Below are 26,689 nucleotides of genomic sequence, written 5' to 3'. Positions count from 1 at the left end.
GACCGGTCGGTCAAGTGTTCCAGACGGCGGCGCCGGCAACGCTCTCAGCGCGTCCTCAGCCGCGATGGGTCACCATGTCGCCATGGCGATCCCGGCCACCCGTGCCAACGCCTCCCACCTCCTGCGGCGAGCCGCCTTCGGCGGCGTCCCGGAGGAGGTCGACGCCGCCGTGGCTGCCGGCATCGAGGCCACCGTCGAGCGACTCCTGCAGGTCGGCGCCTCGCCCCCCGACACACCTCCGTTCGCGATCCCGTCGGCGCTCGACCAGGTGCGCGACCCGGCCGGGGTCCCCCGGGTCACCCGCGACCTGCAGGCCTACTGGCTCGGCCGCATGGCGGTGTCGCCCACACCGGCCCTGGAGAAGCTGGTGCTGTTCTGGCACGGCCACTTCGCCACGTCGGTGCGCAAGGTGATCGCCGACAGGTCGATGTGGCAGCAGAACCAGCTGTTCCGCCGCATCGGCGCGGGCTCCTTCCCCGCCCTGGTCAAGGCCGTCAGCCGCGACCCGGCGATGGTCCGCTGGCTCGACCTCCGCGAGAGCGACAAGGGCGCGGTGAACGAGAACTTCGCCCGCGAGCTGCTCGAGCTGTTCACCATGGGCCGCGACAACGGCTACACCCAGCTGGACGTGGCCGAGGCCGCCCGGGCCTTCACCGGCCACAAGCTCGACCCCCGGGCCGACCTGGCGTTCGTGTTCGTGCCCGCCGCCCACGACGCCGGTCGCAAGACGTTCCTCGGGGTGAGCGGCAACCTCGGCGGCGACGACATCGTCGACATCGTCGTGCGCCAGCCCCAGACCGCCCGGTTCGTGGCCTCGCGACTGTGGTTCCGCTACGCGTCGGCCACGCCGCCGGCCGGCGTGCTCGACGACCTGGCCGCCGCCTTCGCCCGGCGCCTCGACGTCACCGACCTGCTCCGGGCCCTGCTCACCCACCCCGCCTTCTACGGCGACGACGTGCGCCACGGCCTGGTGGCCACCCCGGTCGAGGTGTTCGTCCGGGTCGTCCGGGCGCTCGCCTGGGGACCCGACCAGTGGGGGCAGGGGGCCGGCGCCCCCGCCCTCCTCGGCCAGATCCTGTTCGCCCCGCCCAACGTCGGCGGCTGGGGCCACAACGGCACGTGGCTCGGCTCGTCGGTGGCCGCCAGTCGGGCCCTCGTCGCCCGCCAGGCCGGCACGCTGGCCGTCGCCCTGGCCCGAGCGGGCAACCAGGTGTGCGCCGGGCTCCGCGGGAGCGTGGGCGACGCCGACGCCTTCACGTCGGGGGTGATGGGGCGCCTCGGCGTGACCGAGGTGTCCACCGGCACCCGTGACGCCGTGAGCCGCTACGTGGCCGGCGCCCGGGGGCAGAGCACCGACCGGGTGTTCGCCGGAGCGGTCTCGCTCGCCCTCGTGGCCCCGGAGGCGGTGCTGCAGTGAACCCGATCTCACGGCGCCAGCTGCTCAAGGCCCTCGGTTGGGGGGCGGGCGCGGCCGCGGTCGCGCCGACCACGCTGGCGTCGCTCCTCGCCCAGGCCGCCCCGGCCGGCGCCGCCCCGCCCGGCCGGGTGCTGGTGCTCGTGCAGCTCGGCGGTGGCAACGACGGCCTCGACACCGTGGTGCCGATCGGCGGCCCCGACGCCGGCGCCTACGCGTCCGCACGGGGCCCGCTGGCCCGCACGCCCGACCGGCTGCTCCCCCTCGACGGCTCCTTCGCCCTGGCCGGCGAGCTGCCCCGCCTGAAGCAGTGGTGGGACGCCGGCCACCTCGCCGTCGTCCACGGCGTGCACCACGACCACCACGACCTCAGCCACTTCGGCTGCCTGGCGATCGTGTGGGCCGGCAGCACCGACGCGGCGGAGCAGACCGGCTGGGTGGGGCGCACGCTCGATCGGCTCGGTGGCGGCGCGGCCGGCGGGCCCGACCCGCTCCTCGCGGTGTCGCTCGACGGCCCCACGCCGATCCTGGTGGGCCGGACCGCCATCGGGGCGTCGGTGAGCCCCGACCCGTCCCGGGTGTTCGGCTCCCCCACCGACACCGACGCCGACCCGGCCGTGCTCGCCGCCTACCGGGCGATGAGCACCCCGGTGGTCGGCGAGCCGGCCCTGGACGCCGCCGCCCGCTCGGCCCAGGCCACGGCGCTGCACGTGGGCGAGGCCCTCGGCCCGCACCTGCCGGCGCCACCGGCGGCCAGCGCCGTCGACGCCCTCGGCACCCAGCTCGCCGCGGTGGCCGCCCTCGTCACCGCCGGGCTCCCCACCCGCGTGTACCACGTGACCCACGACGGCGACTTCGACGTGCACGCCAACGAGGCCGGGCGCCAGCCCGCGCTGCTCGCCACCCTCGACGGCGCCATCGGCGGGTTCTTCGACCTGCTCGGTGCGGCCGGAGCCGGGGTGGTGCTGGCCACGTACTCGGAGTTCGGCCGGCGGGTGGCCTTCAACGGCAGCGGCACCGATCACGGTGCCGCGGCGCCCTGGTTCGTGGTCGGCCCGGCGGTGAAGGGCGGCCACCACGGCCAGCCCCCGTCGCTCACCGCGCTCGACGACCACGGCAACCTGGTGCCCACCACCGACTTCCGCAGCGTCGGCGCCACCCTCGTGGGGCCCTGGCTCGGCGTCGACCCCGCGGCCGTGTTCGGCCCGGGCGTCCCCACCCTCGGCTTCGTCTAGGCCGCCGGGCCCCAGCCGCCGCCTCGTCGCCCCCCGGGGAGGGGCCAGTCCTCGACCGGCCTGCTCCTGGTGTCGGTCGAGGTACGCCTGACCCCCGGCACGCTCCGGAGCTGGAGGCGCCACCTGACGCCGGACCTCAACGGGCCGGCACGCCCCACCCACCTCCGCCGGGCGTCAGCATCCGGAGCACGTCGCCGGCCTGCAGCCGGATCGTGCACTTGTCGGGCAGGCGCTCGGCCCTGCTCTCGTCGCCGCCCGGCAGCAGCCAGTTCTCCCCCACCGCCCCCGGCTCGCCGCCGGCCAGCCCCCACGGCTGCGAGACCCGCCGCTCGGTGATCAGGCTCACGGTCGCGTCGGTCAGCACCTGGAGGTCCCGCTCGATGCCCTCGCCGCCCGGCGCCGACCCGGCCCCGCCGCTCCCCCGGCGCAGCCGGTAGCGCAGCACCCGCATCGGATACGCCCGCTCCAGCGCCTCGACGGGCGTGTTCTTCGTGTTCGTCATGGCCGTGTGCACGCCGCTCATGCCCGCCCGGCCGGGGCGCCCGCCCTGCCCGCCGGCGACGGTCTCGTAGTAGACCCAGCCGTCGCCCCCCACGAGCAGGTTGTTCATGGTTCCCTGGCCGGCGGCACCGATGCGCTCGGGCACGGCCTGGGCCAGGGCGCCGAGGCACACGTCGGCCACCCGCTGGCTCACCTCCACGTTGCCCGCGCCCACGGCGGCGGGCGGGCGGGCGGCCACGATCGTGCCGGGCGGGGCCACCACCGTCACCGGCCGCAGCGCGCCCCCGTTGGCCGGGATGGTCGGATCGACGGCCGTCCGCAGGGCGAACGCCACCGCCGACACCGTCACCGCCTCGACCGCGTTCACGTTGCCCCACCGCTGCGGGTCGGTGCCGGTGAAGTCGAACGACACCTCGTCGCCCCGCACCTGCACGGTCACCACGATCCGGGCCGGCCGCTGCTGGTCGGGCCGGGGCCCGCAGGAGTCGAGCACGTCGGCGAAGCGCCACTCGCCGTCGGGCAGGCCGGCCAGCGCGGCGCGCATGCGGCGCTCGCCGTAGGCCAGCACCTCGTCGAAAAGCGCGCCGGCACGGGCCAGCTCGGCCAGCCGGGCGACGCCCAGCACGTTGGCGCCCACCTGGGCGTCGAGGTCGCCCGCCCGCTCGGCCGGGGTGCGCGAGCTGGCGGCCAGCACCGCCCGGATCTCGGCGGTGAGCCGCACGGGCGGCAACCGGAGCCCCTCCTGGTGCACGTCGACGGCGTCGGCCGGCATGGAGCCGGGCGCCGCGCCCCCCAGGTCGGCGTGGTGGGCCCGGTTCGCGGCCCACCCGACCAGCTCGCCGCCGGGGAGCACGCACGGGGCCACCAGGGTGACGTCGTTGAGGTGCGTGCCCCCGGCGAAGGGGTCGTTGAGGATCACCTGCTCGCCGGCACGGGGCGGCGCGCCGAAGGCCGCGAGGGCGTCGATCGCGGCCCGCACCGACGCCGGCATCGATCCCAGGTGCACCGGGATGTGCTCGGCCTGCACCAGCATCTCGCCGTCGGCGGTGAACAGCGCGGCCGAGCAGTCGGCGCGCTCCTTGATGTTCGGGCTGAACGCGGCCCGGCGCAGCACCGCCCCCATCTCCTCGGCCACGCCGGTCAGCCGGGAGAGGAGCACCTGCAGGGCCGCCGGGTCGAGGCTCACCCGGCGTCCACCCGCCGGAGCACCAGGGCGCCGGCCGCGCCCGGCTCGCCGGCCCAGCCGGGGGGCACCCACACCGTGCAGTCGTGCTCGGCGACCACGGCCGGCCCGCGCACCGGGCGCCGGTCGGGGGCGGGCAGGTCGGCCAGGGCCACCGGCGACGGCCGCCGGGCCCGGGCCCGCAGGGCGATCACCTCCACGGGGTGGCCGGGACGGCTGGTGCCGTTGCGCCGCAGGTGCTCGGCGTGGAGCTGGTCGGTCGAGCGGACCGTGAGCTCGTGGCTCTGCCCCGCGTAGCGGCAGTCGAGGAAGGTGTCGACCTCGGCGCCGTCGCCCACCAGCCGGGCGGCCTCGGCCGCCAGCGCACCCCGGGCCGCCGGGAGCCGGCGATGGTCGAGGGGCTCGGGCCAGCTGCGGACCAGGTCGCGCTGGTGGGGGGCGCACACCAGCCCCTGCGCCGACAGCACGCCGGCCCGGGCCGGCACCAGCACCGTCGGCATCCCCACGGCGTCGGCCAGCTCGCAGGCGTGGAGGGGCCCGGCGCCGCCGAAGGCCACCAGGGCCAGGCCCCGCGGGTCGACCCCCCGCTCTACCGACACCGCTCGCAGGGCCCGCTCCATGTTCGCGTTCACCACGCGCACCACGCCCTCGGCCGACACCCCGGCGGCGTCGAGGGCCCGCCGGGCCGCGCCGACGTCGAGGCGGCCCAGGCCGGGGAAGGCGGCGTCGGCGGGGATGCGGCCGAGGACCAGGTCGGCGTCGGTCACCGCCGGGCGCGTCCCCCCTCGCCCGTAGCACGCCGGGCCGGGCTCGGCGCCGGCCGACTCGGGCCCCACGATCAGGGCGCCCCCGGTGTCGATGCCGGCGAGCGAGCCCCCACCGGCGCCGATGGTGTGGACGTCGAGGGCCGCCAGCCGCACCGTGAGACCGCCGACCACCAGGCCCGGCGCCGGTTCGGGCACCCCGCCCAGCACGAGGCACACGTCGGTGGACGTGCCCCCCATGTCGAAGGTCACGACGTCGCGCAGCCCGTTGGCCGCCGCCACCGCGGCCGCCGCGGCCACCCCGCCGGCCGGACCCGACAGGAGCAGCGCGGCGGGCAGGGCCGCGGCCTCGGCCACGCCCACCAGGCCGCCCGCCGACGTCATCACCAGCACCTCGTCGGCCACGTCGCGCAGCCCGAGCAGGTACGAGCGGCACACCGGGCGCAGGACGGCGTTGACGACCGTGGTGACCGTGCGCTCGTACTCGCGGAACTCCGGGGAGACCTGGTGCGAGCAGGTCACGTCGAGCCCGGAGTCGCGCAACGCGGCCGCGACGGCCCGTTCGTGCGCGGGGTTCAGGTCGGCGTGCAGCAGGCACACCGCCACCGCCCGCACCGCCGGGTCGACGGGCGGCAGCGAGGCCGGGTCGACCGGACGCAGCTCGGAGCCGTCGGCGGCCAGCCGGCCCTCGACCTCGTAGCGCCAGGCCCGGGGGACGAGGGGCTCCGGCCGGTCGGCCCACGGGTCGTAGAGCGACGGCCGGTCCTGGCGCGCGATCTCGATCACGTCGGCGAACCCGGCGTTGGTCACCAGCGCGACCGGCGCGCCCCGCCGCTCCAGCAGGGCGTTGGTGGCGACGGTCGTGCCGTGGGCGACCACCCCCGGTCGCCCGAGGGGGACGAGCCCCTCGATCCCCTCGCGGACCGCCCGGCCCGGGTCGGCCGGCGTCGACGGCAGCTTGGCCGACCGCCCGTCGTCGCCGACCAGGTCGGTGAACGTGCCGCCGGTGTCGGCCCCGAGCCGCATCACCGGCACCGTAGAGCGTCGGGCCCCGGCCGGGGCCGACACGGCCGGGACCGGGCAGAATGGGCGCCGTGCGCGCCCGCCCCCACCGCACCGCCGCGTCCGAGCGGCTGCTCACGCCGGGGTTCGCGCTGGTCACCGCCTCGGCCCTGGCCCTGTTCCTCACCATCGGCATGACCCTGCCGGTCCTCCCCCAGTTCATCGAGGACCAGCTGGGCGGCGGGGCGGTCGCCGTCGGCCTGGGGGCCGGGATCGTGGCCGTGTCCGCGGTGCTGGGCCGGCCCTTCATGGGCTGGATGGGCGACCGCTCGGGCCGCAAGGTGCTGATGGTGGGGGGGAGCCTGGCCGCGGCCGCGTCCACCGCGGCCCTCGCCGTCATCGACTCGTACGGCCTGCTGCTCGTCATGCGGTTCGTGCTCGGCTTCGGCGAGGGCTGCTTCTTCGTGGGGGCCGCCACCCTCGTGAACGACCTGGCCCCGGCCGACCGTCGGGGCGAGGCCGCCAGCTACTTCTCGGTGGCGGTGTACCTGGGCATCGGGGTCGGGCCGGTGCTCGGCGAGGCCGTGCTCGGCGACGGGCGCTTCCGGCTCACCTGGCTCGTCGCCGGCGCCTTCGGGGTGCTGAGCACGCTCATCGCCCTCTTCGTCCGCGAGCGCCGCCCGACCCCGCACACGGCCCCGGCCCCGCACACGGCCCCGGCCCCGCACACGGCCCCGGCCGCGCACCCCCCGAAGCGCCGGCTCGTCCACCCGGCCGGCCTGGGCCCCGGAGCGGTGCTGGCCCTCGGGATCATGGGCTTCACCGGGTTCGCCACCTTCGTCCCCCTCTACGTGGAGCACATCGGGATGACCGACTCCGGTGGCGTGTTCCTGCTCTACGCCGCCATCGTGCTGGTGCTGCGGATCGGCGGGGCGCGGATCCCCGACCGGGCGGGCACGGCGCGCACCGGGCGGGTCGCCCTGGTGGCGATCGCCGGCGGGCTCGCCCTGGCCGGGCTGTGGCAGACGCCGCTCGGGCTCTACGCGGGGACCGCGGTGCTGGCCGTCGGCATGGCCCTGCTGTACCCCGCGCTCATGGCCATGGCGGTGGCGCGGGCCCCGGAGGAGGAGCGGGCGGCCGTGGTCGCCACCTTCACCGGCTTCTTCGACCTGTCGTCGGGCATCGGGGGGCTGATCCTCGGCGGTGTCGTGGCCGTGTCGAGCGAGCCGGCCTCGTTCGTGGTGGGCGGGCTCATCGCGGCGTCGGGGCTGGTGATGCTCGGGCGGCTGGTGCGACCGGCGCCGCCCCGCGGTGCCGGCGAGCCGGGCGGCTCGGCGCTGGCGCCGGCCGCGGCCGACTGACCGCGCACCTCGACGCGGCCCTCAGGCCTCGTCGGGCACGACCACCCACACCTCGGTCTCGCCGAGGTGGTCCTCGAACGACCGCACCAGCCGACCCAGGTTGGGGTCGCGGCGGTCCCACACCACCAGGGCCTGCTGGGCGTGGCGGGCCAGCCAGGCGTCGCGGCGTCCGAGCGCCATGCCGGCCGCCTGCGGCGACGTCGGCGCCTCGGGCTCGAGGACGATCGTCTCGGCCGCACCTTCGAGGAGCGCCGCGAAGCGCCGGCGGGCCGCGGCCGGCCACTTGCCCTCGACCCCCGGGAACGCCAGCACGGCCACGTAGGGCACGCCGGCCGCCGCCGCCGCCTCGGCGCCCAGCTGCTCGGCGCCCAGGCCGAGCCCGGTGAGCACGACCACGTCGGGGTGCATCACCTTGTGGGCCCGGAGGATCTCGGTGAGGCGCCGGCGGACGAGGTCGACCAGCTGGTTCCGGGCGTACCCGCCCAGCTCCGGTGGCTTGTGCCCGGCGATCACCACGCGGTGGCCGGCGGGGCCGCCCACCCCCGGGGCCGCGGTCGGGGACGCGGTCGCCGACGCGGTCGGGGTCGGGGTCGGGCTGTCGGCCGGCCCGAGCTCGCCGGGCACCCCGACTCCGGCGCGGCCCTCCTGGCGGGTCGCGGCCTCCACCGCCAGCCGGTCGACCAGATCGTTGAAGGGGTCGCCGCCGTGGCCCTTCACCCACGTGAACGTCACGTCGCCCCGGGACCGGACCAGCTCGATGAGCGGCTCCCACAGGTCGCGGTTGGCCACGGGCTCCTTCTTGGCGTTCAGCCAGCCCCGGCGGAGCCAGGCCTCCCACCACCGGTCGCGGAAGCAGTGCACGACGTAGGTCGAGTCGCTGTGCACGGCCACCGGTCCGCTCACCCCGTGCAGCGGAAGGGCCCGCAGGGCCTCGAGCACCGCGGTGAGCTCCATGCGCTGGTTGGTGGTGCGCGCCACCGCCCCGGACTCCCACCGCCCGTGGGGAACGGCCCAGGCCCAGGCCCAGCCCCCCGGGCCCGGGTTCCCCGAGCAGGCGCCGTCGGTGTAGACGACGACCCCGTCGCCGCTCACGCCGCGGGCGCCCGGCGGAGCGACCACAGCCAGATCGCCCCGAAGTCCTTCACCCGCCGCGGCCCGATGGGCGAGCAGCGAAAGCGCGGGTCGTCGCGGAGCTCGTCGCGCAGGTCGGAGGGCACGACCACCGACCCCCGCCGGGCCAGCCCCACCAGGCGCGACGCCCGGTTGACGGCGTCGCCGAAGTAGTCGCCCTCCCGCACCAGCAGCGACCCGACGTCGAGCCCGACCCGCACGTCGGGCAGCAGGTCGTCGTCGGCGTGGGCCTCGATGAGCCCCACGCTGATCTCGGCGCCGGCGCCGGCGTCGGGCGCCACGAACATCACCTCGTCGCCGATCGTCTTCACCAGGCGCCCGCCCCGCTCGGCGATCACGTCGTGGGTGACCGCCTCGAAGCGCTGGACCAGCTCGCCCAGCTCGTCGTCGGTGAGCTCCTGGCTGAGCGAGGTGAAGCCGGCCAGGTCGGCGAAGCCCACCGCCAGGTGGGTGTCGCCCTCGAGGGGGTCGTCGCCCCACGTGAACCGCCGGGCCAGGGCGGCGATGATCTGGCGGCGGTGGACGTAGTCGAGCACGGGCGCCACCTGGTCGAGGTCGAGCCGGTCGACCAGCTCCAGGGCCGCGGCGCCGATGTCGGCCTGCCCGTGCCGCAGCACCTTGGCCTGCTCGATCAGGGTGTCGACCCACACCTCGGCCACCCGGGCCAGGGCGCCGGCGATCACCCGGGTCTGCTGCACCGCGTCCTCGACGCCGGCGTCGCGGGAGGCGAGGCGCTGCACGGTGGCCTGCAGGGCGGTGACGTCGTAGTCGGTGAACACCCGCTCACCGACGTCCACGTCGGGGAAGCCCATGGCCCGCCACAGCCGGGTGGCCACCTCGACCGACACCCCGGCCTCGGCGGCCACGTCGTCCAACGTCCAGCGGCGGGCCCCCGGCAGCACCGCCCGCTCCAGCACCAGGCCGGCCAGCCAGCGGCCGTGGCCCGCCGCCCGGATCTCGGCGTCGCTGGCGCCCCGTTGGCGCAGGAACCCGTAGACCGCCCCCACGGCCGGGGTCGGTTGCGTGGGGACGTCCGCCATGCGGTCATGTTCACACACGCCGCGTCCGCCGGCCCCACCGTGACCACCGACGGCCGGTCGGCCCGGCCGAGCCGCCGTTGCCGCCCCGACCCGGCGAGAATGGGCCCATGATCATCGACGGGTTCGTGCACCAGCTCCCCGACGTCGACCCGGTCGAGACCACCGAGTGGCTGGACAGCCTCGACGGCGTCGTGGACGCCCGGGGCAAGGGCCGGGCCCGCTTCCTGCTCTCCAAGCTGCTCGAGCGGGCCCGGCAGCTGGGCGTCGGCGTCCCCGCCGCGGTGTCGACGCCCTACGTGAACACCATCCCCCCCGAGCACGAGCCGTGGTTCCCCGGCGACGAGGGCATCGAGCGCCGCATCCGGCGGTTCATCCGCTGGAACGCGGCGGCGATGGTGATCAAGGCCAACAAGCACCACGAGGGCATCGGCGGGCACCTGTCGACGTTCGCCAGCTCGGCCGCGCTGTACGAGGTGGGCTTCAACCACTTCTTCCGGGGCAAGGACGACGGCCAGGCCGGCGACCAGGTGTACATCCAGGGCCACGCCGCCCCCGGCGTGTACGCCCGGGCCTTCCTCGAGGGGCGGCTGGGCGAGGACGACCTCGACCACTTCCGGCGGGAGATCGGCCGCACCGGCCTGAGCTCCTACCCCCACCCGCGGCTCATGCCCGACTTCTGGGAGTACCCCACGGTGTCGATGGGCCTCGGCCCCATCAACGCCATCTACCAGGCCCGCTTCAACCGCTACCTGCAGAACCGCCGGATCGACGACACGAGCCGCAGCCGGGTGTGGTGCTTCCTCGGCGACGGCGAGACCGACGAGCCCGAGGCCCTCGGCGCCCTCTCCCTCGCCGCGCGGGAGAAGCTCGACAACCTCATCTTCGTCGTGAACTGCAACCTGCAGCGCCTCGACGGGCCGGTCCGCGGCAACGGCAAGGTCATCCAGGAGCTCGAGGCCGTGTTCCGGGGGGCGGGCTGGAACGTGATCAAGGTGATCTGGGGCTCCAAGTGGGACGAGCTGCTCGCCCGCGACGTCGACGGGGTGCTGCTGAACGCCATGAACACCACCGTCGACGGCGAGTTCCAGCGCTACACGGTGGAGAGCGGCGCCTACATCCGCGAGCACTTCTTCGGGCCCGACCCCCGGTTGCGCCGCCTCGTCGAGCACCTCTCCGACGACGAGCTGCGCTGGCTGCCGCGGGGCGGGCACGACTACCGGAAGCTCTACGCGGCCTACAAGGCCGCGGTCGAGCACGAGGGCGGCCCCACGGTGATCCTGGCCAAGACGGTGAAGGGCTGGACCCTCGGCCCGGACGTGGAGGGCCGCAACGCCACGCACCAGATCAAGAAGATGACGATGGACCAGCTGCGGATCCTGCGCGACCGGCTCCACCTCGCCGACGAGATCCCCGACGAGGCCCTCACCGGCGACGAGCCCCCGTACTTCCGGCCGGCCGAGGACTCGGTGGAGATGCAGTACCTCCGCCAGCGCCGCCTGGCCCTGGACGGCTCGGTGCCCCGCCGGGTGGTGCGCACCAGCCGCCCCCTCGCCCTGCCCGACGACCGGGTGTTCGCCGAGCTCACGGCCGGCTCGGGCAGCCGGGCGGTGAGCACCACCATGGCGTTCACCGGGCTGCTGCGCTCCCTCGCCCGCGACGAGGGCTTCGGGGCCCGGGTGGTGCCGATCGTGCCCGACGAGGCCCGCACCTTCGGGATGGACGCGCTGTTCCGCGAGCTGAAGATCTACGCCAGCCAGGGCCAGGCCTACGAGCCCGTCGACGCCGACCTGCTGCTCTCCTACACCGAGGCCAGGGACGGCCAGATCCTCGAGGAGGGCATCACCGAGGCCGGGGCCACGTCGAGCTGGATCGCGGCCGGCACGAGCTACGCCAACCACGGCGTGCCCATGGTGCCCTTCTACATCTTCTACTCGATGTTCGGCTTCCAGCGGGTGGGCGACCTGCTGTGGTCGGCGGCCGACTCGCGCACGCGGGGCTTCCTGCTCGGCGCCACCGCGGGGCGCACCACCCTGCTGGGCGAGGGCCTCCAGCACCAGGACGGCCACAGCCTGGTGCTGGCCTCCACCGTGCCCGTGTGCCAGGCCTACGACCCGGCGTTCGCCTACGAGCTGGCGGTGATCGTCCGCCACGGGCTCCAGCGCATGTACCGCGACGGCGACGACGTCTACTACTACCTCACCGTCTACAACGAGAACTACCCGATGCCGGCCATGCCCGAGGGCGCCGAGGAGGGCATCGTCCGGGGGCTGTACCGCTGGGCGGCGGCACCCGACGGGCCCCGGGCGCGGGCCACGGTGCTGTTCTCGGGGTCGGCCCAGGGGGCGGCCCGGGCCGCCGCGGCCGAGCTGGCGCACCGGTGGGACGTGGGCGTCGAGCTGTGGTCGGCCACGTCGTACAAGGCCCTGCGCGAGGAGGCCCTCTCGGTGGAGCGGTGGAACCGGCTCCACCCGGGGGAGGGGCGCCGCACCCCCTACGTCACCGATCGGCTGGCCGGGGCCGAGGGCCCCGTCGTCGCCGTCACCGACTTCATGAAGGCGGTGCCCGACCAGGTGGCGCGCTGGGTGCCGCGCCCGTTCACGCCGCTCGGCACCGACGGCTTCGGCCGCTCCGACACCCGCGAGGCCCTGCGACGGTTCTTCGAGGTCGACGCCGGCCACGTGGTGGTGGCCGTGCTGTCGGCCCTCGCCGCTGCGGGCGAGGTCAGGCCCGAGACGGTCCTGGAGGCGATCGCGGCCTACGCGATCGATGCCGACGCCACCGACCCGCGTACCCTCTAGACCGATGCCCGCCACGCTCCCCGTCACCGGCGACGCCGACGCCGACCGGCTCCTCGCCACCGACCCGCTCGCCCTGCTGATCGGCATGCTGCTCGACCAGCAGGTGAAGATGGAGGTGGCGTTCCGGGCGCCGTTCGTGCTCCGCCAGCGCCTGGGCGGCACGCTCGACGCAGCGTCGATCGCGGCGATGGACACGGCCGAGCTCGAGGGCGTGTTCGCGGCCAAGCCGGCGCTGCACCGCTTCCCGGCGGCCATGGCCCGCCGCACCCAGGAGCTGTGCCGCCAGGTCGCCGACGGGTACGGCAACGACGCCGGGCAGATCTGGAAGGGCGTCCGCTCCGCCGAGGTGCTGTTCGCCCGGCTGCGCGCCCTCCCCGGCTTCGGCGACGAGAAGGCCAAGATCTTCCTCGCCCTGCTGGCCAAGCGGTTCGGCCGGGCGCCGGCCGGCTGGGAGACGGTCAGCGCCCCCTTCTCCGACTCGACTCCCCGCTCGGTGGCCGACGTCGACTCGCCCGGCACGCTGGAGAAGGTCCGCGACTTCAAGAAGCTCATGAAGGCCCAGGGCAAGGGCAAGGCGGGCTGAGCAGCCCGCAGCGGCCCGTCGCTCAACCTGACGGCCGTCGGGCCGACTGGCTAGCGTGCTGCGGTCCATGTCTCTGAGCGCCGAGCCGGCCAATCGGCGGGTTGCCGTCCGCAACCCGCTCCCCGAGGGCACCCTCGCCATCGGCATCGGCCTCATCGTCAACGGCATCGCGTCCTACGGGTTCCTGATGCTCCCGGCCCGCACCGGCCTCCTCGACGCAGCCCAGTACGCCAGCCTCACCGCCCTCTGGTTCCTGGTCTTCACCGCCGGACCGGGCGTGTTCATGCCCCTCGAGCAGGAGGCCGGCCGGGCCCTGTCGGCCCGGCTCACCAGGGGCGTGGGCGGCGCACCCGTCATCCGGCGCGCCGCCCTGCTGGGCGGCGTGCTGGCCGGCGTGCTGGTGGTCGCCGGCCTGATCGCCGGACCGCTGCTCGTCGACCACCTCTTCTCCGGCCAGACCCTGCTGCTCGTCGGGTTCCTCATCAGCCTCCCCGCCTACGCCGCCGTCCACCTGGCCCGTGGCAGCCTGTCGGGCACCCACCACTTCGGGGGGTACTCGCTGCTCATCGGCTCCGAGGGGGTGCTGCGCCTGGCGGTGGGCGTCGTGCTGGTCGTGGTGGGCGTGGCCACCGCCGGACCGTACGGCCTGGTGATGGGCCTGGCCCCCTTCGCCGCCCTGGCGCTGGTGGCCGCCCGCGAGCGCAACGTGCTGCAGCCCGGTCCGGAGGCCCGGTGGTCCGAGCTGTCGAAGGCGCTGGGGTTCCTGCTGTCGGCCCAGATCCTCGCCCAGCTGCTGGTGAACGCCGCCCCCATCGCGGCCACCGTCCTGGCCGACAACGACGCTGAGCAGGATCTGGCCGGCCGCTTCGGTGCCGGCTACATCCTCGCCCGCATCCCCCTGTTCCTGTTCGCCGCGGTGCAGGCCGCGCTGCTCCCCAAGCTGGCCGGTCTGGCCGCCTCGGGCCGCCACGACGACTTCCGCACCGGGCTCAAGCGGCTGCTGCTGGTCGTCGCGGCCGTCACCGTCGCCGCCGGTGTCGGGGCCTTCGTCTTCGGCCCGTGGGCGGTGCGCACCCTCTTCGGTCCCGAGTTCGAGCTCGGGCGCGCCAACCTGGCGATCCTGGCCACGGCCAGCGGCGCCTTCATGTTCGCCACCACCCTGGCCCAGGCGCTGATCGCCCTCGAGAGCTACCGGCGCGTGCTCGTCGGCTGGGCGGTCGGGGTCGTCACCTTCATGGTGGCCCTGGCGGTCGGCACCGAGCTGCTGCTGCGGGTGGAGCTGGCGTTCCTGCTGGGCTCCACCTCGGCGACGGCCGTGATGGGGCTGCTGCTGGCGCTGCGGATGCACCGCGGCGCCGTCCCGACCGAGCTCGACCCGCTCCTCGACGCGGTGGAGCACGAGTTCGTCGAGCCCTGATCGGCCCGCGGTCCCGGCGCCGCCAGGGCGGGCGTACCGTGGGCTCGTGAGGATCCGGCGGCTCCTCGCCGGGGCCGCGCTGGCCGCGCTGGTCGCGGCCACGGCGGCCGCGGCGTGCACCGCCCCCGACGACGGACCACTCCCCCCGGGAGCCGTGGTCTGGGGCGACCCCGCCGACGCGTGCCGCCTTCTCCCACCCGACCGCGGCGCCTACCACGCCGCCTTCCCCTTCTTCGGGAACACCGAGGACGAGGTGAGCGCAGACGCGGTCGAGGCCTTCGAGGCGCTGGCCGGGACGCCGCTCGTGTGGGCCAGCCTGTCCGACAACTGGTTCGACGGGATCCGCTTCCCGGCCGACGCGGTGGACACGGTGCGGGCCGAGGGCGTGATCCCCCTCGTGCGCCTCATGCCCTGGAACCGGTCCGCCTACGAGGACACCTGGGACGGCGACGGACCAGCCGACCCGGGGCCCTACGCCTACCAGGCGATCATCGACGGTCGCTGGGACGCCGACCTGCGGGCCTGGGCCCGGGCGGCGGCGGCCGTGCCCGGTCCGCTGCTCGTCGAGCTGGGCGTCGAGGTGAACGGCGACTGGTTCCCGTGGAGCGGCCTGGCCAACGGGGGTGGTCGCACCGACGGGTTCGGCGACCCCGCCCGGGCCGACGGGCCCGAGCGGTTCCGGGGCGCGTACCGGCACGTGGTGGAGCTGTTCCGGAGCGAGGGCGCGACGAACGTCACCTGGTTCTTCCACGTGAACGCCGACAGCTGGCCGGCCGAGTCGTGGAACACCATCAGCGAGTACTACCCGGGCGACGACGTGGTCGACTGGGTGGGCGTGAGCGCGTACGGCCGCCAGGCGCCGGGGGACGAGCCCGAGCCGTTCGTCGACGTGCTCGGCCCGGCCTACGCCGAGCTGCGCTCGCTCACCACCAAGCCGCTCGCGGTGGAGGAGCTGGGCGACGCAGACCTGGGCGACCCGGCGACGAAGGCCCGGTGGATCACCGAGGCGTACGCCGCGGTGCGGTCCGGGGACTTCCCCGGCGTGCGGGCCATGGCGTGGTGGCACGAGCGCTGGGAGAACGGCGAGGGGCAGCCACCGTCGGATCTGCGCGTCGACTCGTCGCCGGCCGCCCTGGCCGCCTACCGGGCCGCGGTGGCCGATCCCTGGTTCACGCCCCCGGTCCGGCTGTCACTCGGCTGCTGGCCGTCGCCGGCGGCGGGCGGCTGGGGTCGGTGGCGACCGGAGCCCGGTCTCACCTGGCAGCTCCAGCTGAGCGGACCGGTCGACACCTCGGTCGACGCCGACGTGTACGACGTCGACCTGGTCGAGACCCCGCAGGCCACCATCGACGCCCTGCAGGCGGCCGGGCGCCGCGTCGTCTGCTACCTGTCGGCCGGGTCGCACGAGGACTGGCGACCCGACGCCGGAGCCTGGCCGGCCGAGGTCCTGGGCCGGCCACTCGTGGGCTGGCCGGGCGAGCGGTGGGTCGACGTGCGGCGCCTCGACGTGCTCGCCCCGCTGCTGGCGGCCCGCCTCGACCTGGCCCGGGCCAAGGGCTGCGACGCCGTCGACCCCGACAACGTCGACGGCTACGCCAGCGACACCGGCTTCCCGCTCACCGCCGACGACCAGCTCCGGTTCAACCGGTGGCTGGCCGGGCAGGCCCATGCCCGGGGCCTCGCGGTGGGCCTGAAGAACGACGTCGAGCAGGTGGCCGGGCTGGTCGACGCCTTCGACTTCGCGGTGAACGAGCAGTGCTTCGCCCACGACGAGTGCGAGGCGCTGGTGCCGTTCGTCCGGGCGGGCAAGGCCGTGTTCGGGGTGGAGTACGAGGGTGACCCGGCGGCGTTCTGCCCGCAGGCCGACCGCCTCGGCTTCTCGTGGATCCTCAAGCGCCCCGAGCTCGACGCCTGGGTGCGCCCCTGCCCGACCTAGCCGGTTCCCCTCGGTGCTAGGCGGCCGCTCGGGAGCGCTCCCGCTCGAGCCAGCCGAGGAGCACGGCGACGGCCCGGGGATCGTGGCGGAGGCGGTGCCCGCCACCGACCAGCACCCGCAGCTCGGCGTCGCCGTGGGCGGCGGCCAGCTCACGGGCCTCGGCGACGGGCACGACGTCGTCGTCGTCGCCGTGGAGGACGAGCAGCGGCCGGGGGGCGAGCCGGCGTACGGCCTCGAGCGGCCGGATGGCCCGCAGCTCGCGCGACCACCGCTCGAACGACCGGGGGAAGCTGGCGTCGCGCACCGCGCCGATCTCCCGGGCGTGCTCGAGGAAGCGGCGGGGCTGCGCCGCCCAGTCGTCGAAGTCGGCCCGGGCGCCCAGCACGGCCACGCCCTCGATGGTCGGGTCGTCTGCGGCCAGCGCGATGGAGAGCGACCCGCCGGCACCGGTGCCCGCCAACCACACCCGGTCGACCGGGGCGCTCTCGCGCAGGTGGGCGACCGCGGCGGCCAGGTCGTCCAGCCACCCGGCCAGCGAGAAGTCGCCCTCGGACGGGCCGCAGCCCCGGAAGTTGAAGGTGAGGGCGAACCACCCCATCTGCGAGGCGATCCGGTCGCACAGCTCGGGGAACGTGTGGGCGGACCGCCGGGCACCCAGCGCCTCGAGGGGGAAGCCGTGGCACAGCACCACGCCGGGCTCGCCCGGGCCGAGCCGGGTCTCGGGGCGGGCCAGGTGGCAGCCGAGCCGGAGGTCACCGGATCGGAACCGCTCCTCCACGTCGGACGGGCGCCCTCGGCCGGGGGAGGTCAGGAGCCGGCCGCGGCCTTGTCGGCCAGCGCCCGCTCGCGGGCTGCGGCCTCGCGAGCACCCTCGCACCGGGTGCAGCACCGGTAGCCGCGGTTGCGGGCCTCGGCCAGCAGGTCGGGGCCGAAGCAGATGAAGGTCTCCGCCTCCATCAGCTCCTCGATGACCTCGGGCTCGGTGCAGTGGTCGACGTCGTGGACGACCTGGGTGCGCTTGTCACCGACCCAGCGGTTGTGCTCGAAGCGGGCGGGGCGTTCCATGCCCGCCACCGTACGCGACGCCGGCCGGGTGACGCGAACGAGGGGCCGGCCGGGCCGACCCCTCGCTCGTCGAGATGCTGCTGGAAGAGGCTCGGAGAGCGTTTGGGATGCCGGGCGGGACCATGTCCCGGCCGCTGGCTCCGAGGGTGTCTGGCGGGGATTCGCCGGTGGTCCAGCGGGCCGCCTAGCGGCCAGCCACCTCCGAGGTCCCACAACAATCACCGTTCAGCTGGACCACCTCCTTTCCTCGGTGCGACGAGTGTAGACGGCGGCCCGCCCGCTCACGTCACACCTCGGGGGGAGGCTCCTCCGCCGGCGCCACCGCGCCGATGCGCTCGAGGTAGGCCATGTGGGCGTCGATCACCGCCTGCACCTGGTCGGCCGTGTAGCCGGCGCCCGACAGGGTCGCCCGGTCGGCCAGCACGTCGACGGCGTCGGCCTCGTCGACCACCACCACGGGCGCCTGGGCCACCGCCGGGTCGTCGGGGTCGTCGGGCGGCGGGGTGATGCCCTGGGCCCGGAACCAGTCGAGGTGCCAGCGCAGCAGCCGCCGCACGTCGGCGTGGCTCAGCTCGGCCGCGACCTCGAAGGGGAGCCGGTCGGCCACGTCGTCGACGGCCTCGTCGAGGTCGTACACGGTACGGGGCGGGGTGCGCCCCAGGCGACGTGCTTCGCGCCCGACCACCACCGCGGCGATCGCGAACACCAGGGCCGTCGCCAGCACCACCAACAGGAGCGTCATGGCGTCCCCGAGGCTAGCGGTGCGCCGAGCGCCCCGGGCGCGCCGGGGGGCCCCGCAGGGCGCCGCCGGACGAGACCCGGCCGTCGCCGGCGTCAGATGCCGATGCGCTGGGCCAGCAGCTCGCGGTGGTACGTCGGATCGCCGAACAGCAGCTCGGCGCTCTTGGCCCGCTTGAAGTACAGGTGGGCGGGGTGCTCCCACGTGAAGCCGATGCCACCGTGGATCTGGATGTTCTCGGCCGCGGCGTGGAAGTACGCCTCGGTGCAGTACGCCTTGGCCAGGCTGGCCACCGACGGCAGCTCGTCGTTCATCTCGGCTGCGCACCACGAGGCGTAGTACGCCGCCGACTTCGACGACTCGACCTCGAGGAGCATGTCGGCGCACTTGTGCTTGATGGCCTGGAACGACCCGATCGGCCGACCGAACTGCACGCGGACCTTGGCGTACTCGACGGCCATCTCCAGCACGAACTGGGCGCCGCCCACCGACTCGTCCGACAGGCCCACGGCCGCCAGGTCGAGCACGGTCGACAGCACGTCCCAGCCCTTGCCCTCGGCCCCCACCAGGCGGGCCGGCGTGCCCGAGAAGTCGAGCCGGGCCTGCTTGCGCGTCTGGTCCATCGTCGACAGGGCCGTGCGGGTGAGCCCGGCGGCGCCGCCGTCCACCGCGAACAGGCTCACGCCCGACCCGCTGCGGGCGGCCACCAGGATCAGGTCGGCGACGTGGCCGTCGAGCACGAACATCTTGGTGCCGTCGAGCGTGTAGCCGTCGCCGCTCTTGGTGGCCTGCATGGTGATGCCGGCCTCGTCCCAGCGGCCGCTCTCCTCGGTGAAGGCGAGGGTGGCGATCGTCTCGCCCGACGCGATCCCGGGCAGGTACTCCTTCTTGGCGGCCTCGTCACCCGACTGCATCAGCGTGTTCGCACCCAGCACGACGGTGGAGAAGTACGGAGCGCAGAGCAGGGCCCGGCCCATCTCCTCGAGCACGACGCACAGCTCGACGTAGGAGTAGCCGGAGCCGCCGTGCTCCTCTGGGACGATCAGGCCCTGGAGACCGAGCTGCTCGGCCATCTGGCTCCAGACGGCCGGGTCGTAGCCGTCCTCGGTCTCCATGAGCCGCCGGACCTCGGTCTCGGGCGACTTCTGCTCGAGGAAGCTCCGGACGGTGCGACGGAGCTCTTCCTGCTCCTCGCTGAAGGCGAAGTTCACGTTGGTGCCCCCTGGGAGTGCTCGACTGAGGTGCCGTCCTGTTTACTAGACCGCACGGTCAAGGCGCACACCGACGCCCGGGCCGGCTCCCGGAGGCCCCGTGCTGCACTACCAGGACACCCTCGTCGAGGTCCACCGCCTCGTGGTCGGGCCCGTCGACAACAACGTCTTCGTGGTCCGCTGCCGGGCCACCGGCGACGCCGTGCTGCTCGACGCGGCCAACGAGCACGACAAGCTGCTCGAGCTCTGCCGCCGGCTCGGGGTGCGCACCGTGCTCGAGACCCACGGGCACTGGGACCACATCCAGGCCGTGCCCCAGGTGCGCGACGCCGGCTACGAGGTGGGCGTGACCGCCGCCGACGCAGCCATGCTCCCCGCCTACGACTTCGTGCTCGAGGACGACACCGTGCTCGAGGTCGGCCGCCTGCGGCTGCGCACGATCCTCACCCCCGGACACACCCCCGGCTCCATCTGCTTCGCGGTGGAGGGCACGCCGCTGCTGTTCTCGGGCGACACGCTGTTCCCGGGCGGCCCGGGCGCGACCAAGTTCCCGGGCGGCGACTTCCCCGCCATCATCGAGTCGATCGACCGCAAGCTGCTCACGCTGCCCGCCGACACGCTGGTGCTGCCCGGTCACGGCGCCGACACCACGATCGGCACCGAGCGACCCCACCTGCAGGAGTGGATCGACCGGGGCTGGTAGCCGCCGGCGCCCTGGTGCCGCCCGACCGATGGGGCGGCAGCGCCGGTAGCGTGCCACCCATCGACGCCATCACCGCCATCAGCACCCGCCGGTCGACCAGCCGCCTGGGCGAGCCGGCACCCACCGGCGACGACCTCACCGCCCTGCTGGAGGCCGCCGCCTGCGCGCCCGACCACGGTGAGCTCCGCCCCTGGCGCTTCGTGGTGCTGGCCGGCGACGCCAAGGACGCCTTCGGCGCCGTGCTGGAGGACGCCTACCGGGCCCGGTGCGCGGCGGCCGGCACCGAGCCGGTCGAGGCCAAGGCGGCCAAGGAGCGCACCAAGCTGGGCCGGGCGCCGCTGGTGGTGGTCGTGGCCGCGGTGCGGCGCGAGGCCACGGTGCCGTGGGACGAGCAGGTGGCGTCGGCGGCGGCCGCGTGCCAGAACGTGCTCGTCGCGGCCACGGCCCTCGGCTACGGCTCCATGTGGCGCACCGGGGAGCCGGCCCGCGACGAGCGGGTGAAGGCCGCGCTCGGCCTGCGGCCCGACGACGCCGTCGTCGGGTTCCTCTACCTCGGCACCCACCTGGCCGACAGCCCGCCCAGGCCGCCCCGCCGACCGGACCTCACCGCCCTCGTGCACGCCTGGCACCCGGCATGACCGACGGCCCCGAGCCCCACGGCGCCGCCCTCCCGGCCGACGAGCGCCCCCTCGACCACACCCCGGTCCACACCGCCGACCTCCCGCCCACGCCGATCCGCGACCGGAACATCCCCGCCACCGCCTGGATCGAGGCCCCGCCGGCCCTGCTCCACCTGGGCGACGACCTCGAGCTGGCCCAGCCGCTGCCCACCTACAAGCGCCGGATCGGGCCCTGGCTGCTGTGGCGAGCCGGCCCGGCCAGCCGGGCCGACGCCCGCTACCTGGCCGTCCGCGCCGACGACCTCGACGACCAGTGGACGTTCCGGCTGTTCCCCGACGGATCCGGCGACGGGGTCGGGCCGGACGGCTCCCGGCACACGCGGTTCCGGTCCTGGAAGGAAGCGCTGCTCCGAACCCCCTAATAGCACTACGGGAATAGTGCAATTAGGGGGCCCCGTGTAGCCTGGGCGCGTGGTCGCGCCGCTGTTCCACATCGAAGACCTGCACGTCCGGGTGGCCGAGCCCGAGGCCGCCGCGACCGCCGGCGCCGAGATCCTGAAGGGGCTCGACCTGGTGGTGCACGCGGGCGAGGTGCACGCCCTCATGGGCCCGAACGGCTCGGGGAAGTCGACCCTCGCCAGCACCCTGCTCGGCAGCCCCGAGTACGAGGTCACCGCCGGCCGGCTGCTCTACCGGGGCGACGACATCACCGACTGGCCCACCGACGTGCGCGCCAAGGCCGGCATCTTCCTCGCCTTCCAGTACCCCCAGGAGATCCCGGGGGTGCCGGTGATCCAGTTCCTCCGCCAGGCCCTCTCGGCCCGCAAGGGCATCGACCTGTCGGTGCTCGAGCTGCGGCTGGCCATCATGGACTGGATGAAGCGCCTCGACATGGACCCGTCCTTCGCCGACCGGTACCTCAACGAGGGCTTCTCGGGCGGCGAGAAGAAGCGCAACGAGGTGCTCCAGCTGGCCATCCTCGAGCCCGACCTGGCGATCCTCGACGAGACCGACTCGGGCCTCGACATCGACGCCCTGCGCGTGGTCGCCCACGGTGTGCAGGAGGTCCGCCGGGACCGCCCCGAGCTGGGCGTGGTGCTGATCACCCACTACCAGCGCCTGCTCCAGCACCTGCGCCCCGACCGGGTCCACATCCTCGTCGACGGCCGCATCGTCGACAGCGGCGGGCCGGAGCTGGCCGAGCGCCTGGAGCGCGAGGGCTACGAGGCCTGGCGATGACCGCGGGGGAGGCCACCGCCGAGGCCACCGCCGAGGCCACCGCCGAGGCCACCGAACCCCTCGACGGCGCCGCGATCCGCAAGGACTTCCCGCTGCTGCAGCGCGAGGTGCACGGCCGGCGGCTCGTCTACCTCGACTCGGCCTCCACGTCCCAGAAGCCCCGCTCCGTGCTCGACGCCATGCAGGGCTTCTACGAGCACTCCTACGCCAACGTCCACCGCGGCGCGTACCAGCTGGCGGCCGAGGCCGACGCCGCGTACGAGGGGGCCCGCACCGCCGTGGCCCGGTTCGTCAACGCCACGAGCACCCGCGAGGTGGTGTTCACCAAGAACGCCACCGAGGCCATCAACCTGGTCGCCCACTCGTGGGGCCGCACCCACCTGGGCGAGGGCGACACGGTGCTGCTCACCCACCTCGAGCACCACGCCAACATCGTCCCCTGGCACATGCTGGCCGCCGAGCGGGGGCTGCAGCTCCGCTGGATCCCCCTCACCCCGGACGGCCGTCTCGACCTGACCGACCTCGACCGCCTCCTGGACGGCGTGCGGCTGGTCGGCGTGTCGGCCATGTCCAACGTGCTCGGCACCTTCCCTCCGGTGCGCCCCATCGCCGACGCCGCCCACGCCGCCGGCGCCACCGTGCTGGTGGACGCCTGCCAGTACGTACCCCACCACCCCACCGACGTGCAGGCCCTCGGCGGCGACTTCGTCGCCTTCTCCAGCCACAAGATGTGCGGGCCGTCCGGCGTGGGCGTGCTCTGGGGCCGCGAGGAGCTGCTCGACGCCATGCCGCCGTTCCTCGGCGGTGGCAACATGATCCTCGACGTCCGCCTCGACGGCTTCGTCCCCGACGTCCCCCCGGGCCGGTTCGAGGCCGGCACCCCGCCCATCGCCGAGGTGGTCGGGCTGGGGGCTGCGGTCGACTACCTCGGAGCCATCGGCATGGACCGGGTGCGGGCCCACGAGCGCACCCTCACCGCCTACGCCCTCGAGCGCCTCCGCGAGCGCTTCCCCGACACCGTCACCGTGTACGGCCCCGACGACGTCGACGCCCGCGGCGGCACGATCTCGTTCGCGCTCGAGGGCGTGCACCCCCACGACGTCTCCCAGGTGCTCGACCAGTCCGGCGTGTGCGTGCGGGCCGGGCACCACTGCGCCAAGCCGCTCATGCGCCTGCTCGGCGTGACCGCCACGGCGCGGGCCTCCGTCTACCTCTACAACGACACCGACGACGTCGACGTCCTCTGCGAGGCCCTCGACGCCGCCCGGGACGTGTTCGCCCTCTAGCCTGGAACGACGATGCCCGGCCTCGAAGACCTCTACCGCGAGATCATCCTCGACCACTACCGCAACCCCCGGAACCGGGGGGAGCTGCCGGTGCCCCCGGCCGTGCGCGAGGAAGGCTTCAACCCGCTGTGCGGCGACGAGATCGTGGTCTACCTCGAGGTCGAAGGGGGCCAGATCGCCGACATCCGCATCGGTGGGCAGGGCTGCTCGATCAGCCAGTCGTCGGCATCGATGATGTCCGCGGCGATCAAGGGCAGGAGCCTCGACGAGGCCCGGGCCCTGGTGCGGGCCTTCAAGGCCATGATGTCGATCCACGAGCACACGCTCGAGGGCGAGGCCGACAGCCTGGCCGAGGGCCCCGAGGTGAAGCTCGGCGACCTCGAGGCCCTCCGGGGCGTGGTGAAGTTCCCGGTGCGCATCAAGTGCGCGACGCTCCCCTGGAACACCCTCACCAACGCCCTCGACCGCGCCGCCGCCTCCGCCGGCGCGTAGCCCGACGGGGCCCCGCGGCCCTCGTGCGGCTCGACCGTCCTAGGTCTCGCCCAGGGCCACGTTGATGGCGCCGGCCAGGGCCACGTCGAGCTCGGTCAGCCCGCCGGCGGCGTGGGTGGTCAGCTTGATCTCCACCCGGTTCCAGCTGTTCGACCAATCGGGGTGGTGGCCCAGCCGCTCGGCGAGCAGGGCGACCATCGACATGAAGCCGAACGCCTCGACGAAGTCCTTGAACACGAGGTCGCGGCAGAGCTTCCCGTCGACCACCGCCCAGCGGGGCACGTCGGCCAGTCGGGCCTCGATCTCGTCGGGGGGGAGCGTCTCGGGCACCCCGCCAACCTAGCCGGGGGTGCCCCCGGCCCGGCCGCGGACGCCCGCCGACCCGATCTTCGAGCGGCGTGACATTCCTGAATCTCACTGCTATGCTTCTGCCAACGAGAAGGGGAGTATCCCTCCGCAGCGGCATCGTCACCACGGCTCCGGCCCGGTGCCGCTGGCCCCCAGGGGCGGGAGAGACCTTCTGTGGATCGCAACGGATCGACAGGAGGATCCCCCATGCAGTGCCCCACCTGCGTCGACGAACGCCTGGTGATGTCCGAGCGCCAGGGCATCGAGATCGACTACTGCCCCCGCTGCCGCGGGGTGTGGCTCGACCGGGGCGAGCTCGACAAGATGATCGAGCGCTCCGCCCAGGCGGCCCTCGACGACCTCGATGCCGAGCGCCGGGCCGCGGCCCGGGTGCCCGACCGTGACGATCGCCGCACGGATGCTCGCCGCGGCGACGAACGGCGCGACGAACGGCGCGACGAGCGGCGGTACGACGAGCGGCGGTACGACGACGACGACGACTGGTCTCGCTACGGCAAGGGCAAGAAGAAGAAGTCGTTCCTGTCCGAGATCCTGGACTTCTGAGGCGGAGAACCACCATGTCGACGAACACCATCAAGACGTACACGCTCCTGGCCGGGCTGGCCGGCCTGGCCGTCGTGGTCGGCGGCCTGCTCGCCGGCACGTCGGGACTGTTCCTGGGCCTGCTCCTCGGGCTCGGCATCGTCGGTGCCTCGTACTGGTTCAGCGACCGGATCGCCCTGCGGGCGGCCGGCGCCCACCCGGTGACCGAGGCCGACGCGCCAGGGCTGCTCGCCATGGTGCGCACCCTCGCCGACCGGGCCGGCATGCCCGCGCCCACGGTGGCGGTGTCGCCGGCGCTGCAGCCCAACGCCTTCGCCACCGGCCGCAACGAGCAGCGGGCCGTCGTCTGCGTCACCCAGGGGCTGCTGCAGATGCTGCCGCCCGACGAGCTCGAGGCCGTACTGGCCCACGAGCTCGGCCACATCCGCAACCGCGACATCCTCATCGGCTCGGTGGCCGCCGCCATCGCCACCGGCATCAGCTACATCGCGCAGCTGGCCATGTTCACGTCGATCTTCGGCAGCGACGACGACGGCCCCAACCCCGTCGGCGTGCTGGCGTTCGCGCTGCTGGCGCCGGTCGCCGCCATGTTCATCCAGTTCGCCATCTCGCGCTCCCGCGAGTTCGAGGCCGACCGCTTCGGCGCCGAGCTGGTGGGGCGGGGCGAGCCCCTCGCCCGGGCGCTGCAGCGGATCGAGTCCACCGCCACCCGCGTGCCGATGGCGGTGAACCCGGCCCAGGCGTCGGCCTGGATCCACAACCCGCTGGCCGGCGAGCAGCCCGGGGGCCGGCGACCGCGCCAGCGCCAGCCGAACGTCACCAAGCTGTTCTCGACGCACCCCCCGACCAGCGAGCGCATCGCCCGCCTGCGGGCGTTCGACGCCCAGCGGCTCGTCGGCTGACAGGGGCGTCGCCGACGGGGCCCGCCTACGGGGCCGGCGGCGCGAGCCCGCAGGCGCCGAGCACGTCCGCCAGCCGCTGGTCGCGCGTGGCCTCGTCGGGCGCGGTGACGGTGACGTGCGCCAGCTTGCGGCCCGGCCGGGGGGCCTTGCCGTAGCGGTGCAGGTGCGCCCCGGGCACGGCCAGCACCGCGGCCGGGTCGGGCTCGTCGCCGACCAGGTTCACCATCGCCGACCAGCCGCGGGCGGCCGCCGACCCCAGCGGCAGCCCGCAGACCGCACGGAGGTGCTGCTCGAACTGGCTGGTCTCGGCGCCCTCGATCGTCCAGTGGCCCGAGTTGTGCACCCGGGGCGCCAGCTCGTTGGCGAGCAGCGCGCCTCCCACCTCGAACAGCTCGACGGCGATCACCCCGACGTAGTCGAGGGCGTCGAGCACCCGCCCCACCAGCGCCTCGGCCTGCTCCTGGAGCCCCCGGTGGAGCGCCGGGGCCGGGGCCGGGGCCGGGGCCGGGGCCAGCGTGAGCCGGAGGATCCCCCCCTGGTGGTGGTTCGCCACCACCGGGAACGCCGCCACCTCACCGCCAAGGCCGCGGGCGGCCACGATCGACAGCTCGCGATCGAACGCGACGAAGCCCTCCAGCAGCAGGGGGACGCCGCCGAGCGTCTCCCAGGCCGCGTCGACGTCGCCGGCGGCGCGCAGCACCACCTGGCCCTTGCCGTCGTAGCCGAGCCGGCGGGTCTTGAGCACCGCCGGCAGACCCACCTCGGCCACGGCCGGCCGGAGCCCGGCCCGGTCGTCGACGGCGACGTAGGGCGGGGTCCCGATCCCGAGGGCGGTGAACAGCCGCTTCTCGGCCAGACGGTCCTGCGCCGTCCCGAGGGCGAGGGGACCGGGCCGCACGGGCACCCGCTCGGCGAGCCACTCGGCTGCGGCGACCGGCACGTTCTCGAACTCGTACGTCACCACCTCGCAGCGCCGGGCGAGCGCGGCCAGGCCGTCGAGGTCGTCGTACGGCGCGGCGACCACCTCGGCCACGGGGCCGGCTGGCGGGTCGGCGCCGGGCTCCAGCACCACGCAGCGCACCCCGAGGGGGATCCCGGCCAGGGCCAGCATGCGGCCCAGCTGCCCGCCGCCGACGACACCGACGGTGCGGGGGC

25 protein-coding genes are annotated in these 26,689 nt (G+C 74.9%); 15 read left to right on the top strand and 10 right to left on the bottom strand.

What is annotated here, in order from left to right; translation table 11 throughout:
• The first annotated feature begins 82 nt into the window (after positions 1 to 82).
• Positions 83 to 1,417, top strand: a complete 1,335-nt coding sequence (locus IPM45_14130; GenBank protein MBK9180674.1) for a DUF1800 domain-containing protein — start codon at positions 83 to 85, stop codon at positions 1,415 to 1,417.
• A complete protein-coding gene (locus tag IPM45_14125) occupies positions 1,414 to 2,649 on the top strand; it encodes a DUF1501 domain-containing protein (GenBank protein ID MBK9180673.1) in 1,236 nt (411 codons plus the stop codon). Before IPM45_14130 ends, IPM45_14125 begins: the two co-directional genes overlap by 4 nt.
• A 136-nt stretch (positions 2,650 to 2,785) precedes the next feature.
• On the opposite strand, the gene IPM45_14120 is transcribed toward IPM45_14125, so the two are convergent.
• Together IPM45_14120 and IPM45_14115 are read right to left on the bottom strand one after the other, a co-directional pair.
• Positions 2,786 to 4,336 (bottom strand): hydantoinase B/oxoprolinase family protein, encoded by a 1,551-nt coding sequence (locus IPM45_14120; GenBank protein MBK9180672.1) that lies wholly within the window; start codon positions 4,334 to 4,336, stop codon positions 2,786 to 2,788.
• Positions 4,333 to 6,123 carry a hydantoinase/oxoprolinase family protein gene (locus IPM45_14115; GenBank protein ID MBK9180671.1) on the bottom strand — a complete coding sequence of 597 codons (1,791 nt, stop codon included), beginning with the start codon at positions 6,121 to 6,123 and terminating at the stop codon, positions 4,333 to 4,335. The genes IPM45_14120 and IPM45_14115 overlap by 4 nt, the downstream gene beginning before the upstream one ends.
• A gap of 68 nt (positions 6,124 to 6,191) precedes the next feature.
• On the opposite strand from IPM45_14115, the gene IPM45_14110 reads away from it, so the two are divergent.
• A complete protein-coding gene (locus IPM45_14110; GenBank protein ID MBK9180670.1) occupies positions 6,192 to 7,460 on the top strand; it encodes an MFS transporter in 1,269 nt (422 codons plus the stop codon).
• Between the two features lie 21 nt (positions 7,461 to 7,481).
• Here IPM45_14110 and IPM45_14105 read toward each other — a convergent pair whose 3' ends face one another.
• Complete coding sequence (locus tag IPM45_14105; GenBank protein MBK9180669.1) at positions 7,482 to 8,552, bottom strand: ribonuclease HI; 1,071 nt, start codon at positions 8,550 to 8,552, stop codon at positions 7,482 to 7,484.
• Positions 8,549 to 9,631 carry a hypothetical protein gene (locus IPM45_14100; protein MBK9180668.1) on the bottom strand — a complete coding sequence of 361 codons (1,083 nt, stop codon included), beginning with the start codon at positions 9,629 to 9,631 and terminating at the stop codon, positions 8,549 to 8,551. The genes IPM45_14105 and IPM45_14100 overlap by 4 nt, the downstream gene beginning before the upstream one ends.
• Positions 9,632 to 9,738: 107 nt before the next feature.
• Between IPM45_14100 and aceE the strand changes: the two genes are divergently transcribed.
• The 4 genes from aceE to IPM45_14080 all read left to right on the top strand — a co-directional run bounded on the left by aceE (position 9,739) and on the right by IPM45_14080 (position 16,365).
• Positions 9,739 to 12,429 carry a pyruvate dehydrogenase (acetyl-transferring), homodimeric type gene (gene aceE / locus IPM45_14095; protein ID MBK9180667.1) on the top strand — a complete coding sequence of 897 codons (2,691 nt, stop codon included), beginning with the start codon at positions 9,739 to 9,741 and terminating at the stop codon, positions 12,427 to 12,429.
• Between the two features lie 4 nt (positions 12,430 to 12,433).
• Positions 12,434 to 13,012 (top strand): Fe-S cluster assembly protein HesB, encoded by a 579-nt coding sequence (locus IPM45_14090; protein MBK9180666.1) that lies wholly within the window; start codon positions 12,434 to 12,436, stop codon positions 13,010 to 13,012.
• A 67-nt stretch (positions 13,013 to 13,079) separates the two neighbouring features.
• Positions 13,080 to 14,429 (top strand): hypothetical protein, encoded by a 1,350-nt coding sequence (locus IPM45_14085; GenBank protein MBK9180665.1) that lies wholly within the window; start codon positions 13,080 to 13,082, stop codon positions 14,427 to 14,429.
• A 46-nt stretch (positions 14,430 to 14,475) separates the two neighbouring features.
• Positions 14,476 to 16,365 (top strand): endo alpha-1,4 polygalactosaminidase, encoded by a 1,890-nt coding sequence (locus IPM45_14080; protein ID MBK9180664.1) that lies wholly within the window; start codon positions 14,476 to 14,478, stop codon positions 16,363 to 16,365.
• Between the two features lie 16 nt (positions 16,366 to 16,381).
• On the opposite strand, the gene IPM45_14075 is transcribed toward IPM45_14080, so the two are convergent.
• The 4 genes from IPM45_14075 to IPM45_14060 form a co-directional block, all read right to left on the bottom strand.
• Complete coding sequence (locus tag IPM45_14075) at positions 16,382 to 17,143, bottom strand: alpha/beta fold hydrolase (GenBank protein ID MBK9180663.1); 762 nt, start codon at positions 17,141 to 17,143, stop codon at positions 16,382 to 16,384.
• Positions 17,144 to 17,172: 29 nt separating this feature from the next.
• A complete protein-coding gene (locus IPM45_14070; protein MBK9180662.1) occupies positions 17,173 to 17,430 on the bottom strand; it encodes a hypothetical protein in 258 nt (85 codons plus the stop codon).
• 286 nt (positions 17,431 to 17,716) lie between these two features.
• Positions 17,717 to 18,172: a hypothetical protein gene (locus IPM45_14065; GenBank protein ID MBK9180661.1), complete on the bottom strand. Its 456-nt coding sequence runs from the start codon at positions 18,170 to 18,172 to the stop codon at positions 17,717 to 17,719.
• A 92-nt stretch (positions 18,173 to 18,264) separates the two neighbouring features.
• Positions 18,265 to 19,380, bottom strand: coding sequence for an acyl-CoA/acyl-ACP dehydrogenase (locus IPM45_14060; protein ID MBK9180660.1), 1,116 nt, complete (start codon positions 19,378 to 19,380; stop codon positions 18,265 to 18,267).
• A gap of 100 nt (positions 19,381 to 19,480) precedes the next feature.
• Here IPM45_14060 and IPM45_14055 point away from each other — a divergent pair, with 100 nt between their 5' ends.
• The 6 genes from IPM45_14055 (at position 19,481) to IPM45_14030 (ending at position 23,720) form a co-directional block, all read left to right on the top strand.
• Positions 19,481 to 20,083: an MBL fold metallo-hydrolase gene (locus tag IPM45_14055; GenBank protein MBK9180659.1), complete on the top strand. Its 603-nt coding sequence runs from the start codon at positions 19,481 to 19,483 to the stop codon at positions 20,081 to 20,083.
• Between the two features lie 50 nt (positions 20,084 to 20,133).
• On the top strand, positions 20,134 to 20,721 hold the full coding sequence (locus IPM45_14050) for a nitroreductase (protein MBK9180658.1): 588 nt from the start codon (positions 20,134 to 20,136) through the stop codon (positions 20,719 to 20,721).
• Complete coding sequence (locus IPM45_14045; protein MBK9180657.1) at positions 20,718 to 21,125, top strand: hypothetical protein; 408 nt, start codon at positions 20,718 to 20,720, stop codon at positions 21,123 to 21,125. The genes IPM45_14050 and IPM45_14045 overlap by 4 nt, the downstream gene beginning before the upstream one ends.
• 79 nt (positions 21,126 to 21,204) lie before the next feature.
• On the top strand, positions 21,205 to 21,942 hold the full coding sequence (gene sufC / locus IPM45_14040) for a Fe-S cluster assembly ATPase SufC (GenBank protein ID MBK9180656.1): 738 nt from the start codon (positions 21,205 to 21,207) through the stop codon (positions 21,940 to 21,942).
• Complete coding sequence (gene sufS / locus IPM45_14035) at positions 21,939 to 23,228, top strand: SufS family cysteine desulfurase (GenBank protein MBK9180655.1); 1,290 nt, start codon at positions 21,939 to 21,941, stop codon at positions 23,226 to 23,228. The genes sufC and sufS overlap by 4 nt, the downstream gene beginning before the upstream one ends.
• Positions 23,229 to 23,240: 12 nt before the next feature.
• Positions 23,241 to 23,720: an SUF system NifU family Fe-S cluster assembly protein gene (locus tag IPM45_14030; GenBank protein ID MBK9180654.1), complete on the top strand. Its 480-nt coding sequence runs from the start codon at positions 23,241 to 23,243 to the stop codon at positions 23,718 to 23,720.
• Positions 23,721 to 23,759: 39 nt separating this feature from the next.
• Here IPM45_14030 and IPM45_14025 read toward each other — a convergent pair whose 3' ends face one another.
• On the bottom strand, positions 23,760 to 24,050 hold the full coding sequence (locus IPM45_14025) for a 4a-hydroxytetrahydrobiopterin dehydratase (protein MBK9180653.1): 291 nt from the start codon (positions 24,048 to 24,050) through the stop codon (positions 23,760 to 23,762).
• Positions 24,051 to 24,275: 225 nt separating this feature from the next.
• Between IPM45_14025 and IPM45_14020 the strand changes: the two genes are divergently transcribed.
• Complete coding sequence (locus IPM45_14020) at positions 24,276 to 24,632, top strand: zf-TFIIB domain-containing protein (protein ID MBK9180652.1); 357 nt, start codon at positions 24,276 to 24,278, stop codon at positions 24,630 to 24,632.
• Between the two features lie 14 nt (positions 24,633 to 24,646).
• Positions 24,647 to 25,534 (top strand): M48 family metalloprotease, encoded by an 888-nt coding sequence (locus tag IPM45_14015; GenBank protein MBK9180651.1) that lies wholly within the window; start codon positions 24,647 to 24,649, stop codon positions 25,532 to 25,534.
• A gap of 25 nt (positions 25,535 to 25,559) precedes the next feature.
• Here IPM45_14015 and IPM45_14010 read toward each other — a convergent pair whose 3' ends face one another.
• Positions 25,560 to 26,645: a 5-(carboxyamino)imidazole ribonucleotide synthase gene (locus IPM45_14010; protein ID MBK9180650.1), complete on the bottom strand. Its 1,086-nt coding sequence runs from the start codon at positions 26,643 to 26,645 to the stop codon at positions 25,560 to 25,562.
• Positions 26,646 to 26,689 lie beyond the last annotated feature (44 nt).

Source organism: Acidimicrobiales bacterium (assembly GCA_016716005.1).
GTDB lineage: Bacteria > Actinomycetota > Acidimicrobiia > Acidimicrobiales > JADJXE01 > JADJXE01.
Note: the sequence above shows the minus strand (reverse complement) of the source record. Positions and strands in the feature narration are given on the sequence as shown.

Excerpts from the sequence above, each read along its gene's own strand:
- IPM45_14130 (MBK9180674.1), top strand. The coding sequence starts at position 83 with ATGGCGATCCCGGCCACCCGTGCCAACGCCTCCCACCTCCTGCGGCGA.
- IPM45_14115 (MBK9180671.1), bottom strand. The coding sequence starts at position 6,123 with ATGCGGCTCGGGGCCGACACCGGCGGCACGTTCACCGACCTGGTCGGC.
- IPM45_14100 (MBK9180668.1), bottom strand. The coding sequence starts at position 9,631 with ATGGCGGACGTCCCCACGCAACCGACCCCGGCCGTGGGGGCGGTCTAC.
- aceE (MBK9180667.1), top strand. The coding sequence starts at position 9,739 with ATGATCATCGACGGGTTCGTGCACCAGCTCCCCGACGTCGACCCGGTC.
- IPM45_14090 (MBK9180666.1), top strand. The coding sequence starts at position 12,434 with ATGCCCGCCACGCTCCCCGTCACCGGCGACGCCGACGCCGACCGGCTC.
- IPM45_14085 (MBK9180665.1), top strand. The coding sequence starts at position 13,080 with ATGTCTCTGAGCGCCGAGCCGGCCAATCGGCGGGTTGCCGTCCGCAAC.
- IPM45_14070 (MBK9180662.1), bottom strand. The coding sequence starts at position 17,430 with ATGGAACGCCCCGCCCGCTTCGAGCACAACCGCTGGGTCGGTGACAAG.
- IPM45_14065 (MBK9180661.1), bottom strand. The coding sequence starts at position 18,172 with ATGACGCTCCTGTTGGTGGTGCTGGCGACGGCCCTGGTGTTCGCGATC.
- IPM45_14045 (MBK9180657.1), top strand. The coding sequence starts at position 20,718 with ATGACCGACGGCCCCGAGCCCCACGGCGCCGCCCTCCCGGCCGACGAG.
- sufS (MBK9180655.1), top strand. The coding sequence starts at position 21,939 with ATGACCGCGGGGGAGGCCACCGCCGAGGCCACCGCCGAGGCCACCGCC.
- IPM45_14030 (MBK9180654.1), top strand. The coding sequence starts at position 23,241 with ATGCCCGGCCTCGAAGACCTCTACCGCGAGATCATCCTCGACCACTAC.
- IPM45_14020 (MBK9180652.1), top strand. The coding sequence starts at position 24,276 with ATGCAGTGCCCCACCTGCGTCGACGAACGCCTGGTGATGTCCGAGCGC.
- IPM45_14015 (MBK9180651.1), top strand. The coding sequence starts at position 24,647 with ATGTCGACGAACACCATCAAGACGTACACGCTCCTGGCCGGGCTGGCC.
- IPM45_14010 (MBK9180650.1), bottom strand. The coding sequence starts at position 26,645 with ATGCTGGCCCTGGCCGGGATCCCCCTCGGGGTGCGCTGCGTGGTGCTG.